The sequence below is a fragment of the Thioalkalivibrio sp. ALJ16 genome (assembly GCF_000377345.1).
Taxonomy (GTDB): domain Bacteria; phylum Pseudomonadota; class Gammaproteobacteria; order Ectothiorhodospirales; family Ectothiorhodospiraceae; genus Thioalkalivibrio.
This window is the reverse complement of the sequence record NZ_KB898037.1, coordinates 364708-377858: the sequence shown is the minus strand read 5'-3', so window position 1 is coordinate 377858 and position 13151 is coordinate 364708. Positions and strand designations below refer to the sequence as shown.

At 67.9% G+C, this 13151-nt stretch carries 7 protein-coding genes; 4 read left to right on the top strand and 3 right to left on the bottom strand.

The genetic code is table 11. From position 1 onward, the window contains the following. Positions 1 to 142: 142 nt before the first annotated feature. The 4 genes from D000_RS0101895 to D000_RS0101880 all read left to right on the top strand — a co-directional run bounded on the left by D000_RS0101895 (position 143) and on the right by D000_RS0101880 (position 9164). Complete coding sequence (locus D000_RS0101895; RefSeq protein WP_018871861.1) at positions 143 to 1906, top strand: iron ABC transporter permease; 1764 nt, start codon at positions 143 to 145, stop codon at positions 1904 to 1906. Further along, positions 1903 to 3012, top strand: coding sequence for an ABC transporter ATP-binding protein (locus tag D000_RS0101890; protein ID WP_018871860.1), 1110 nt, complete (start codon positions 1903 to 1905; stop codon positions 3010 to 3012). The genes D000_RS0101895 and D000_RS0101890 overlap by 4 nt, the downstream gene beginning before the upstream one ends. 186 nt (positions 3013 to 3198) lie before the next feature. Next, positions 3199 to 5016 carry an autotransporter assembly complex family protein gene (locus D000_RS0101885; protein WP_026279688.1) on the top strand — a complete coding sequence of 606 codons (1818 nt, stop codon included), beginning with the start codon at positions 3199 to 3201 and terminating at the stop codon, positions 5014 to 5016. A gap of 8 nt (positions 5017 to 5024) precedes the next feature. Then, on the top strand, positions 5025 to 9164 hold the full coding sequence (locus D000_RS0101880; protein WP_026279687.1) for a translocation/assembly module TamB domain-containing protein: 4140 nt from the start codon (positions 5025 to 5027) through the stop codon (positions 9162 to 9164). Positions 9165 to 9669: 505 nt separating this feature from the next. Here D000_RS0101880 and D000_RS0101875 read toward each other — a convergent pair. The 3 genes from D000_RS0101875 to groL all read right to left on the bottom strand — a co-directional run bounded on the left by D000_RS0101875 (position 9670) and on the right by groL (position 13129). Further along, positions 9670 to 10170, bottom strand: coding sequence for a thioredoxin fold domain-containing protein (locus tag D000_RS0101875; protein WP_026279686.1), 501 nt, complete (start codon positions 10168 to 10170; stop codon positions 9670 to 9672). A gap of 210 nt (positions 10171 to 10380) precedes the next feature. After that, positions 10381 to 11022, bottom strand: coding sequence for an OmpA family protein (locus D000_RS0101870; protein WP_018871856.1), 642 nt, complete (start codon positions 11020 to 11022; stop codon positions 10381 to 10383). 442 nt (positions 11023 to 11464) lie between these two features. Continuing rightward, positions 11465 to 13129 (bottom strand): chaperonin GroEL, encoded by a 1665-nt coding sequence (gene groL / locus D000_RS0101865; protein WP_026279685.1) that lies wholly within the window; start codon positions 13127 to 13129, stop codon positions 11465 to 11467. Between the last annotated feature and the right edge of the window lie 22 nt (positions 13130 to 13151).

Here is a 13151-nt window from a genome sequence, read left to right as displayed (position 1 = left end):
CACCGACGGCAGAACGCCCCCGGCATCCCCGGGGGCGTTCTGCTTGCCAGTGCGGCCCGATAGTGCATCCGGATCGTGAATCCGACACTCGGCACGCAGCCTTGATGGCACCCGAAACAAGAACCTTTATTATTCGCAATCAATGACCGAGCCGACCTCCACCCTGACTGCACCGGCCGCCCGGCCGGACCGCTGGCGACTGCCTTTCAGTCTCTGGTCGGCCGTTGCCTTTGTGGTCGCGCTCACGCTGGCACTGCCGATCCTGGTCATCTTCGGGCACATCTTCGTCCCTGCCGGCGAGGTATGGCAGCACCTGCGCGAAACGGTCCTCGCCGAGTACGTGACCAACTCGCTACTGCTGCTGGTCGGGGTCGGGATCGGCGTCCTGCTGATCGGCGTACCGGTGGCATGGCTGGTCAGCGTCTGCGAATTCCCCGGGCGCCGGATCTTCCAGTGGGCGCTCATGCTGCCTCTGGCAATGCCGGCCTACATCATCGCCTACACCTACACCGGCATGCTCGACTTCAGCGGCCCGGTGCAGGGGCTGATCCGGGAGCTCACCGGACTGGGTTATGGCGAATACTGGTTCCCCGAGATCCGCTCCATCGGCGGGGCGATGGTCATGCTGATTCTGGTGCTGTACCCGTATGTGTACCTGCTCAGTCGCGCGGCCTTTCTGGAGCAGTCGGTCTGCGTGCTGGAGGTGTCCCGCACCCTGGGGGCCGGCCCGTTTGGCGGCTTTCGCCGGGTGGCCCTGCCGCTGGCGCGGCCGGCCATCATCGCCGGCCTCACCCTGGCGCTGATGGAGGCGCTGGCCGATTACGGCACCGTCGCCTATTTCGGCGTCAGCACCTTCACCACCGGCATCTTCCGTACCTGGTACGGCCTTGGCGACCCGGCCGCCGCCGCCCAGCTCGCCACCGTGCTGCTGACCTTCGTGTTCGTCCTGATCGTGCTCGAGCGCTGGTCGCGGGCGAAGGCCCGCTTCCACCACACCAGCCGGCGCTACTCCACCCTGCCGCGCTATCAGCTGCGCGGATGGAAGGCCGCGGCCGCCTTTTTCGCCTGCCTGCTGCCGGTGCTGCTCGGCTTTCTGCTCCCGGCTCTGCAGCTCGGCCTGTGGACCCTGCAGACCCCCGAGCAGTGGCTGAACGCACGTTTCGCACGCCTGGTGTTCAATACCTTCTGGCTGGCCGCGGCCGCGGCGGCCATCGCCGTCAGCCTGGCCCTGCTTCTGGCCTATGCCCGGCGATTGGAAGGCGGCCGCTTTACCCATATCGCGGTCCGCGTGGCCGGCATGGGCTACGCCGTCCCCGGCATCGTCATCGCGATTGGCGTGATGATCCCGTTCGCCGCCTTCGACAACGCCCTCGACAGCTTCATGCGCAGCACCTTCGGGCTGTCGACGGGCCTGCTGCTGTCCGGCACCGTGTTTGCCCTGCTGTTTGCCTATGCCGTGCGCTTTCTCGCGGTGTCGCTGCAAACGGTGGAGGCCGGTCTCGGCAAGATCCAGCCGAGCATGGATGACGCCGCCCGTTCGCTGGGGATGCGCCCGCTACAGACCCTGACCCGGGTGCATCTGCCGATCATGCGCGGCACCCTGCTGACGGCCCTGCTGCTGGTGTTTGTCGACGTTCTCAAGGAACTACCGGCCACCCTGATCCTGCGCCCGTTCGACTTCAACACCCTCGCGGTGCGCGCCTTCGAGCTGGCCGGCGACGAACGCCTGGCCGAGTCGTCCAGCGCCGCCCTCGCGATCGTGCTGGTTGGACTCGTACCCGTTATCCTGCTGTCGATGACTATCGGCCGCTCGCGTCCCGGCCAGCAGGATCGCAGCCGCGGCACGGACCCGGAACCGCCACCCAAACCCCTCGCCATGCCCGCAGGCACGACCAATACGCCATGACCCAGCCCAGCGAAGCCACCCTGCAGGTGCCCCACACGCCGCTCGTCGCCCTCGACCGGGTCGATATCGGCTATGACGGCCAGGCCGTGATCCACCAGGTGTCGCTGGCCCTCGCCAAGGGCCAGATCGGCTGCCTGCTGGGGCCATCCGGCTGTGGCAAGACCACACTGCTGCGCGCCATCGCCGGCTTCGAGCCACTGATGCAGGGCAGCATTCAGCTCGACGGGCGCACCGTCTCCGATGCCCGCCACACCACCCCCCCGGAACGGCGCGGCGTGGGCATGGTGTTCCAGGACTTCGCGCTGTTTCCGCACCTCAGCGTGGCCGACAATATCGCCTTCGGCATTCGCGACTGGAGCCGCAAGGACCGCGACGCGCGCATCCATGCCCTGCTCAAGCTGGTCGGCCTCTCCGGCTATGGCGGCTCCTACCCGCACGCCCTGTCCGGCGGTCAGCAGCAGCGCATCGCGCTGGCCCGGGCGCTGGCCCCGCGACCCAAGCTGCTGCTGCTGGACGAGCCGTTCTCCAGCATGGACGTGGAGCTGCGCAGCGAACTCGCACGCGAGGTACGCCGCATCCTGCGTGCCGAGAACACCACCGCCATCCTGGTAACCCACGACCAGCACGAGGCCTTCGCCTTTGCCGATCGCATCGCCGTGATCCACCAGGGCCGCGTGGCCCAGTGGGATACCGCCTACAACCTCTATCACCGCCCGGCCGACCGCTTCGTCGCCGACTTTGTCGGTGAAGGCACACTGGTTCCGGGCATGGTCTGCGCCGAGCACGTGGTCGACACCACCTTCGGGCAGATCGAGGGCACCCTGTCGGAATCGCTGCCCCCCGGCGCGGCGGTCGATGTCCTGGTCCGCCCCGACGACATCGCGATCGACAACGAGGCCGGCACCCTCCAGACCGAGGTCATCGACAAGGCCTTTCGCGGGGCGGACTTCCTCTACACCCTGCGCATGCCCGACGGGATAAGCGTCCTGTGCATGGCACCCAGTCACGACAACTTCGTGATTGGCGAACACGTGCGCCTGCGACTCGACTTCACGCACCTGGTGGTGTTCTCTCGCGGCAGCGGGGTCGACTGCCCCGCCGGCTGAGGCGGACCCGCACTGACGGCCGAACCCGTCGCCGGGAACTCGCATCGCCCGGTGCGTTCCGAAGCCCACGCACACCATCATCGCGAAACGGATGCATCGGGGCCCGGACACTCCCGCCCCCTGTTGCGCGCTGGCGGACACGACAACGGACCTGCATATCAGTACCTCACGCGCGCCTGACCGTGCATGCATCGGCCACACCCTTACAACCGCTATCATCATTCCATGAACCCTGCCCGCATCCACGGCGTCCACCGCACCAGGGGCCCAGGTCCAGGCCTGGCCATGCTGCTCCTTGCGCTGCTGGCGCTGGCGGCCCCGGCCAGCGCGGAGAACGGACCGACCCCCGGGCTGGCGATCGAAGGCGGCACCGAGGCCCAGCGTGGCAACATCCGCAACAGCATCAACCTCGCCCGCCACCCCTGCGACCTGCCCGGCTTTCGCGAGCGCCGACTGCTGCGCGACACCGAGGAACGCGCCCGCAATGCCCTGCGCGCCATCGGCTTCTACGACCCCGAGCTGGAGCTGGCCTTCGAACGCGACGATGCCTGCTGGCAAATCCGCATTACCGTGGAACCGGGGCCGCCAACCACGGTGGAACACATCGATATCCAGATCACCGGCGCGGGCGCCGACGACCTCGGCTTCGAGGCCGTACGCAGCCAGACCGATATCCGTCCGGGCGACACCCTGCGCCACGATCACTACGAGGCTCTGCGCAACCGCATGACGCGGATCGCCGCCGATCGCGGCTATTTCGACGCCGACCTGCACACTCGGCGCCTGGAAGTCGACCGCGAAGGCCGCACCGCGGCGATCCGGCTGCACATGGAGACCGGGGATCGCTACCGCATGGGTCGCGTGCACATCGAACAGGACATCCTGGCGGACGACTTCCTGCAGCGCATGGTGCCGTTCGAGGAGGGCGATCCCTACAGCTCGGCACAGATCATCGCCCTGCAGCGCAACCTCAACGACAGCGGCTACTTCGGTGCCGTGCGGGTGCGGCCGCAGCGCGATGCGGCGGACGGGCTGGAAGTCCCGATCCTCGCGGAGCTGGAACCACGCAAACGCCACAGCTACGAGGCCGGCATCGGCTACTCCACCGATATCGGACCGCGCATCCGCCTGCGCTACGAACATCGCTACGCCAATACCCGGGGCCACCGCTACCAGGCCGAGATCGAGGCGTCCCCGGTGCGCTCCGGCATCGGCTACAACTACGAGATCCCGCTGCGCGACCCGCTGCGTGAACGCCTGAACCTGTTCACCACCTACCGCACGGAAAAGACCGACACCCAGGAGTCCGACCGCTTCCAGATCGGGGCCAACCGTATCCTGCAACGCCGCAGCGGCTGGCAGACCACCGAGGGGCTGCGCTACGAGTACGAGGACTATGTCGCGAGCGAGGATGACCGCGGACGCAGCCAGCTGCTGATCCCGTCCTATCGCATCAGCCGTATGGATGCCGACGACCCGATGACGCCGCGACGGGGCTACCGCTTCGAGGCCACGGCGCAGGGCGCCCGCGAGGAGATCCTGTCCAGCACCTCCTTCGCGCAGATCCTGGCCAGCGGCAAGATCGTGCGCGGTCTCGGTAAGGGCCGTGTCCTGGCGCGCGCGGACGCCGGCTTCACCGACGTGGACGCGGTGCAGGACCTGCCCAGCTCGCTGCGTTTCTACGCCGGGGGCGACGCCAGCATCCGCGGCTACGGCTACCAGCGCGTGGGGCCGCGCAACGCGGACGGCGACGTGATCGGCGGGCGTCACAAGGTGGTCGGCAGTGTCGAATACGACTACCCGGTCGCGGGCAACTGGAGCGCCGCCATGTTTGTCGATGCCGGCAACGTGGTGGACGAATGGGACGAATTCGACCCGGTCTACGGGGTCGGGGTCGGCGTACGCTGGCGCTCCCCGGTCGGGCCCATCCGCGTGGACCTGGCTCACGGCCCGGATTCGGACGACGACTTCCGCATCCACTTCTCCATGGGGCCGGACCTGTGAAGCGGCTGTTGCGCGCCACGCTGTGGGGGCTGTCCACCGTCCTCACGCTGGTGATCGTGCTGCTCGGCACCCTGGCGGGACTGCTCGCCACCGAGTCCGGCACCCGCTGGCTGGCCGAGCAGGGCCAGCGCCTGGCCCCGGTCGAGTTGCGCATCGATCGGGTCGAGGGAACGCTGTTTACCGAACTGCGGCTGCACGGACTGTACCTGGCCCTCCCCGACGGCCCGGAGATCGATCTGCCCGCGGGCCGCATCGGCGTCAGTGCCCGCAGCCTGCTGCGCGGGGAACTGAACATCCGGGTGCTGGCCGCCACGGGCATGCGCGTCGATCTCCCGCCGCCCGACCCCGAGGCGGTCTCCGACGACAAACCCTTCGCGCTGCCTGAATCCATCCGGCTACCGCTGGCGATACGCCTGGGCCAGCTGCGCGTCGAGGACCTGGAGATCCTTCAGGCCGGCGAGCCACTGGCCACCATCACCCGCCTGACCAGCGGCGCCCGGGCGCGTGGTTCGCGGGTCGAGCTGCAGGCGCTGGAACTGGACATGCCGGAGATCCGCGCCCGGCTGACCGGCGAGATCGAGACCGACGGGGACTATCCGCTCGAGCTGCGTGGCCAGTGGCAGGCACCCCTGCCCGAGACGGCCGCCGAGGGCCTGGGAACCGACGAGGCACATGGCGAGCTGCGGGTCACCGGGGCCCTGCGGGAACGCGTACAGGTGGACCATGACCTGCGCGCCGGCATCGAGCTGAGCCTGCATGCCAGTGCCCGCGAGCTGTTCGCCACGCCGGAGCTGGAACTGACCGCGCAGTGGCAGCCCTTCGCCTACCACCTCGATCCGGAACAGAGCATCCATGTGGAAGCCGGGTACCTCGACGCGCGCGGCACACCGGAGGCCTGGACCCTGGAGATCGATACGGCCGCCACCCTCGCACCCTGGCCGCGCATCGCGCTGAACACCCGTGCACGAGGGGACCTCGAATCGCTGCATCTTGAAGGCTTGGAGATCGTCTCCGAAGCCGGTCGGTTCGCCCTGTCCGGCCCGGTCCGCTTCGACGACGCCCTGGACTGGGACCTGACCCTGGAGGCGCGTCAGCTGACGCCGGCGCCGCTGGGCCTGGAGGCGGATGCCGGGATCGAACACCTGAAGGCGCAGCTGCAGGGCCGCCTTCCGCTGGGGGCCGACGCCCCGCCCCTGGCCGCCCTGGAGGCACGCGCGAGCGTCACTGAACTGGAAGGACATTTCGAAAATCACCCGATCACCGGGAGCCTGAACGCATGGGTGGCCAATGGCGAGGCCGGCATCGAGGACACCCGCCTGGCCATCCGCGACCTCGCGCGGCTGGATTTGGCGGGCGCGGCCACGGGCCTGGCCGGCGACCTGGCCGATCCGGATCACCGCATCGCCTTCGACCTCGGGCTGGACCTCGCCGCCCCGGAACTGGCACGCCTGCACCCGGAGCTGGACGGCCGTATTGAACAACTGCGCGTGGCACTGGACGGCGACTACGCACCCGCCAGCGGTGGCCTCGCCGCGCAGCTCGAGCTGGCCCCGTTGCAGGCCCGACTGCGCGGGATCGACATCACGGGTGACGCCCGGGTCGCGCTGACCGAGACCGGCAGCCAGATCGAGCGCCTGCAGCTCGCCACCGACACGGGTGCCCGGCTGAGCCTGAGCGGCGAACTCGACTGGACCGACGGCCTGGCGTGGGACCTCGCGCTGGACGGCGAGGGGTTGGACCCGTCGCAGGTGGCCGCCGAACTCCCCGGCCAGCTCGCGCTGGCCCTGACCAGCGCGGGACACCTGGACGCCGACGGCCGCCCGCGCCTCCAGGCCCGACTGCAACGCCTGGAGGGCAACTTGCGCGAACAGCCCGTCTCCGGTCAGGCGGACCTCGCGCTGGAGGGCGAACACCTGCGCGTAGACCGCCTGGACCTGGCACTGGGGCGCAACACGCTGAGCGCCCGCGGCGAGTGGGCCGACGCCCTCGACTTCGAACTGCAACTGGATGCACCGGAGCTGGACCGGGCCTGGCCCGACCTTGGCGGCCGGCTGGAACTGGATGCGCGTATCACGGGGGACCCCGAGCGTCCGCGCGTCGCGGCGCGCGGCAGCGGCGCCGGCCTGCGACTGGCGGACATCACCCTGGAACGGCTGGAATTGCAGGCCGATGCGGGCCTCGAGGTAGCCGCACCCGCCGAGATCGAGCTGCGCCTGACCGGGCTGGAACCGGGCGACGGTATTCGGGTGGAGTCTTTACGGCTGGACGCCTCCGGCCGCGTGGATGAACACCGCGTCACCCTTGCCGCAGATGCGACAAACCTGGGCTCACTGGAACTGGCGCTGCGCGGCGGCCTGGACCCCGAGACCCTGCACTGGCGCGGACAGCTCGCACGACTGGACCTGGACCAGCCCGCCGCCGGGGCCTGGCACCTGGCCGAACCGGTCGCGCTGGAGGGCGGGCCCGAGCAGGCACAGCTGGGACGCCTGTGCCTGGCGCGGGACGAGGCACGCCTGTGTACCGAGGCCCGCTGGAGCGCCACCGCAGGGGCGGAATTCGATGCCGGCATCCGGGCTCTGGACCTGGCGTGGCTGGAGCCCTTCCTGCCGCCGGAACTGGCCATCGCCGGCGAGTTGAACGCCGAGGCCAGCGGCCGCCTCGACCCCGACGGCATCCTGGCGGCAGACCTGTCCGTGACCCCGACCGACAGCCACCTGATCGTGCGGGACGAGGACGGGGATCTGGAAGATGTGCCCTATCGCGATGTGCGCCTGACCGCCCGGGTACGCGACCGCGACGTGGACGCCGCCCTGCGCCTCGACTTCCTGGAGGGCGGAACCGCCCGCAGCGACGTCCGCCTGCGACCGGACGGCGAGGACCTGCGCCTGGACGGTGACTTGGTCGCGCGCCTCGAGGACCTGGCCTGGCTGGCCGCCCTGAGCCCCGAGATCCAGCGCCTCAGGGGTTCCCTGGACGCCCGCCTGGACTTTGGCGGCCGCCTCGACGCACCGCTGGTGGAGGGTGAGTTGGCCTTCCGCGACGGGGGCGTGCTGATCCCGGAGGCGGGTATCGACGTTGTGATCCCCGAGATCACGGCCCGCGTGGTATCGGCCGAGGAGCTGACGCTCTCCGGGCGGCTGGAGTCGGGAGATGGCGGCATCGACCTCGACGGCCGGGTCGATCTCGGGGGCGACGGCCCGCGCGCCGAACTGAATCTGGCCGGCACGGACTTCCTGGTGGTCAACCGGGTGGACGCCGAGGCCCGCATCACACCGGACCTGCAGCTGGTCTTCACCCCCGCCGACGGCATTCGCGTGCGCGGCGAGGTGTTCCTGCCCTGGGCGCGCATCCGCCCGCCGGATCTGCCGCCGGGCGCGATCCGGGTCTCCGGCGACGAGATCATCCTCGGCGAGGAGATCCAGGAGGCCCAGGGGCTGAAGACCGACATCCGGATCCGGATCCGGCTGGGCGACGACGTGCGCTTCGACGGCTTTGGCCTGACCGCGCGCTTCGCCGGCGAGGTGGATGTCGAGGAGATCACCGGGCAGCCCACTCAGCTCTTCGGCGAGATCACCATCCCCGAGGGCCAGTACAGCGACTACGGCCAGGATCTGCGAGTGGAACGCGGCAGCCTCATCTTCCAGGGGCCGGCGGAGAACCCGGAACTGGACCTGCGCGCGGTGCGCACCGTGCGCGAGTACAACGTGACGGTCGGCCTCGAGATCCGGGGTACGCCGGACAACCTGCGCTCGCGGGTCATCTCGGAGCCACCGATGGACGAGACCGAGGCGATGTCGTTCCTGCTGACCGGGCGGCCCCTGTCGGGCGCGTCACAATCGGACGGCAACATGATCGCCGCCGCCGCGGCGGCCTACGGGCTGGAACAGGGCGCGGTGATCACCGAGCGCATCGGCCGCGAACTGGGCCTGGACGAGGTGGAACTGGATACCGAGGGCGGGCTGGACGAGAGCGCGCTGACCCTGGGTCTGTACCTCTCGCCAAGACTCCTGCTGCGCTACTCCATCGGGTTGTTCGACAACACCTCGAAGGTCCTGCTGCGCTACGAGCTGACGCGCAACCTGAGCGTGGAAACTGCCTCCGGCACCACGGAGCAGTCGGTCGACCTGATCTACCGGATCGAACGCTAAGGAAACGCTGATTAAATCGCACGTCCGCGCTGGTGCCCCCTGTTTTCCGAGACAAGGCGCGTCGTGCAGTGGGTAGTGGTTCTACCCGCCCGTTTTTGATGGATTGCGGGGCGCAACGCAGGATCGGGCCATATTCATTCAGAATCAGGGGGGGGCACCAACCCCACAAACCATTGAGAGCAGGGGCTCGGCCGCCCGTTGTTGATCAAAAACGGGCGCGCGCACAGCGTTGCGTTTCCCTAAGGCGCCATGCACTACAGGCGGCGACCAGCAGATCAGGGGCATGAATCACCACGAAGGGCACGGCAGCACAAAGAAAGCCGTGTGCGGTGACAACACGCAGGCCCAGGACATGTCCGGACTACACTCGTGCACGGGCAGCCGAGGGACCTGGCCCTACCGATGCTCTCGCGAGGGATGCCGTCGGCGCGACGTCGCGAGCAGCAACGCAATGTGGCGGCGGGACCGGCCTTTGCCTCGGCGTGGCCAGCGGAACCGTGTCCGGCTAGCTCGAGGAGTCGCCGGCCCCGTGACGGGCGGCCTCAATGCGAGTGCGGATCTGACTGCGGTACAGCTGTTCGTTGGGAATCCCCACCAGCGGCGTGCCGGCGGGACGCCCCTCGGCATCAAAAGCCATGATGGTCGGCACTACCCGCACGCCGTAATTCCGCCCGAGGACATTCCCCGGCAGGCTCTCGCCATTGAAGTCGCGCACGGTCTCCCGGTCCAGCATCACCTTGCGTATGTTCACGTCCGCGAACGCGGCATCCTCGGTCATCGGACCGAGATGATGCTGTTCCGCCCGATCGCAGTAGGGACAGCTGCTGGAGGCGAACATGATCAGGGTCGGCTGGCCATTGCCATTACCGGCCAGGCCCTGCAGGTCCGTCGCGCGTTCCACGCCGCTGGCGGCCGCACCGGGTGACAGCAACAGGCCGACCAGCAGAGTGACGGCACCCAGCAAGGCTGCGGAAAGAGAGTGTCTCGGGATGCTATGGATCATCATGGTGACCTGGTTTTCCGAATGTCTGGACTCAGTCTAGGGGCGCAAGATTAACGCAGGCTGAAGGGCCCGGCGTGTGCTTCCCTGCCCCCCCCTGGAGCCGCGAAAGGTTCGCCGGCCACCGGCCGCGGAGCACGCACAAAAAAGCCCCGCCGAAGCGGGGCTCGGTACCGGCGTGCCAGCGAACTGGCAGCCGGGGTGTCGCGTGCGACCTTAGTTGGCGCGCTTGCGCACGTCGGAGGTCACTTCCACGCGGCGGTTGGCCTCGCGGCCCGCCTGGGTGGAGTTGTCGGCGGTCGGCCGATCTTCACCATAACCCACGGTGCGGATGTCGCTTTCGCGCACGCCTTCGCTGGCCAGGAACTCGGCCACAGCGGCCGCACGGCGCTCGGACAGCCCCTGGTTGTAGTCAGCCGGACCGATAGTGCAGGTGTGACCTTCGACCAGCACCGAGCTGTACTCGGCGTCATCGGCGGTCAGGCTGCGGGCCAGATCGCGCAGGGCGGAACGACCTTCGGCGCGCAGCTCGGCGCTGTCGAAGCCGAACAGGGCCTGGGCGCTGAGGGTGGTGGTGGTGAATTCCGGCTCCGGTTCCGGCTCCGGCGCGGCGGCGGGCTCGGGCGCCGGGGCTTCGGCGGTTTCCTCGATGTAGCCCGCGCAATGCGGGAATTTCACGTTTTCCGCAGCCCAGGAACGGGTGCGCACGCACTCGCCGGAACGGTCGACCACGACCTTGCCGCTGCGGTCGGTGACGTTCGCGGCCGGCGGCTCCTGCGCAACCACCTGACCGGCAGCACCCAGCACCAGCGAGGCGACGGATGCGGCCAGAAGATTCTTCACCAGCTTGTGTTTCATTGCATAGCCTCCTTGTAAAAACAATCGACGTCGGACCGTGGGGTTCGCCGTGCGCACACGCAAAGCCGTACACCATCCGCAATCCCAAGCAGCGAGCTCCTTGCTCCAAGCTCTCTACAGTACCCTGATAGTGGCACACAAGTTCGGGTTTTGCACGCGCTCGCGGGCAAAATTTGTGTCGGCATCACAACGCCGTCACATTCCGCAAACTGCTGCATAACCAGACACTTCGTCTCCACTGTCCCGGGATTACAACAGCCGGGACCCGCACGGGTACAACCCCCGGTTAACGCAGGACCCCACAGAAGACACACGGTACTCGCTCGGGTTCCGTTGCATTGCCGGAGAAATACCGGCCCTTCGCGGCCCGCGGCCCCAAACAAAAAGACCCCGCCGAGGCGGGGTCTCCGGGTACATCGGCGATGTACGGGTCCGGAACGGCTTACATCATGCCGCCCATACCCCCCATGCCGCCCATGCCGCCCATGCCGCCCATGTCGTCGCCGCCGGCGCCGCCACCGTCATCCTTCTTCGGGACGTCGGCGATCATGGCCTCGGTGGTGATCAGCAGGGCCGCGACCGATGCGGCGTTCTGCAGCGCGGAACGGGTCACCTTGGTCGGATCCAGGATGCCCATTTCGATCATGTCGCCGAACTCGCCACTGGCGGCGTTGTAGCCGTAGTTGCCCTTGCCTTCCAGGACCTGGTTCAGGACCACAGACGGCTCGTCACCGGAATTGTAGACGATCTGGCGCAGCGGCTCTTCCATCGCACGACGGCAGATGTTGATACCCGCGGTCTGTTCTTCGTTGTCGCCCTTGAGCTTGGTGATCGCGGCGCAGGCACGCAGCAGGGCCACGCCACCACCGGGGACCACGCCTTCTTCCACCGCCGCACGCGTGGCGTGCAGGGCGTCTTCGACGCGGGCCTTCTTCTCTTTCATCTCGACTTCGGTGGCGGCGCCAACCTTGATCACCGCAACACCGCCGGCCAGCTTGGCCACGCGCTCCTGCAGCTTTTCCTTGTCGTAGTCGGAGGTCGCTTCCTCGATCTGCGCACGGATCTGGTCAACACGGCCCTTGATGTCCTTGTTGGTGCCCATGCCGTCGATGATGGTGGTGTTTTCCTTGGTCACCTGCACCTTCTTGGCACGGCCCAGGTCTTCCACCGTGGTCTTCTCGAGCGACAGGCCGACTTCTTCGGAGATCACCTGACCACCAGTCAGCACGGCGATGTCCTGCAGCATGGCCTTGCGACGGTCGCCAAAGCCCGGGGCCTTCACGGCGGCGACCTTCACGATGCCGCGCATGGAGTTCACCACCAGCGTGGCCAGGGCCTCGCCTTCGATGTCCTCGGCGATGATCAGCAGCGGCTTGTTGGCCTTGGCCACGCCTTCCAGGATCGGCAGCAGATCGCGGATATTCGAGATCTTCTTGTCAAACAGCAGGATGTAGGCGTCGTCCAGCTCGGCGCTCATGTTCTGCTGGTTGTTGATGAAGTACGGCGACAGGTAGCCGCGGTCGAACTGCATGCCTTCCACGACATCCAGTTCGTTTTCCAGCGAGGAGCCTTCCTCGACGGTGATCACGCCTTCCTTGCCGACCTTGTCCATCGCATCGGCGATGATCTCGCCGATCGCGGTATCGGAGTTGGCGGAGATCGAGCCCACCTGGGCGATCGCCTTGTGCTCGGTGCACGGCTTGGACAGCTTCTTCAGCTCTTCGGTGGCGGCCTTCACGGCCTTGTCGATGCCGCGCTTCAGGTCCATCGGATTCATGCCGGCGGTGACCGCCTTCATGCCTTCGCGGACGATGGACTGGGCCAGCACGGTCGCGGTGGTGGTGCCGTCACCGGCGGCGTCGGAGGTCTGCGAGGAGACTTCCTTGACCAGCTGGGCGCCCATGTTCTCGAACTTGTCTTCCAGTTCGATCTCCTTGGCCACGGACACGCCGTCCTTGGTCACGGTCGGGGCACCGAAGGCCTTGTCCAGGACCACGTTGCGGCCCTTCGGACCGAGGGTGACCTTCACGGCGTTGGCCAGGGTGTTCACGCCCTTGGCCATACGGGTACGGGCATCGGTACCAAAGCGAACTTCTTTAGCGCTCATGATTCGTTCTACTCCTGAAAAT

Coding starts and splice junctions, on each gene's coding strand:
- D000_RS0101895 (WP_018871861.1), top strand. CDS start 143: ATGACCGAGCCGACCTCCACCCTGACTGCACCGGCCGCCCGGCCGGAC.
- D000_RS0101890 (WP_018871860.1), top strand. CDS start 1,903: ATGACCCAGCCCAGCGAAGCCACCCTGCAGGTGCCCCACACGCCGCTC.
- D000_RS0101875 (WP_026279686.1), bottom strand. CDS start 10,170: ATGATGATCCATAGCATCCCGAGACACTCTCTTTCCGCAGCCTTGCTG.
- groL (WP_026279685.1), bottom strand. CDS start 13,129: ATGAGCGCTAAAGAAGTTCGCTTTGGTACCGATGCCCGTACCCGTATG.
- D000_RS0101885 (WP_026279688.1), top strand. CDS start 3,199: ATGCATCGGCCACACCCTTACAACCGCTATCATCATTCCATGAACCCT.
- D000_RS0101870 (WP_018871856.1), bottom strand. CDS start 11,022: ATGAAACACAAGCTGGTGAAGAATCTTCTGGCCGCATCCGTCGCCTCG.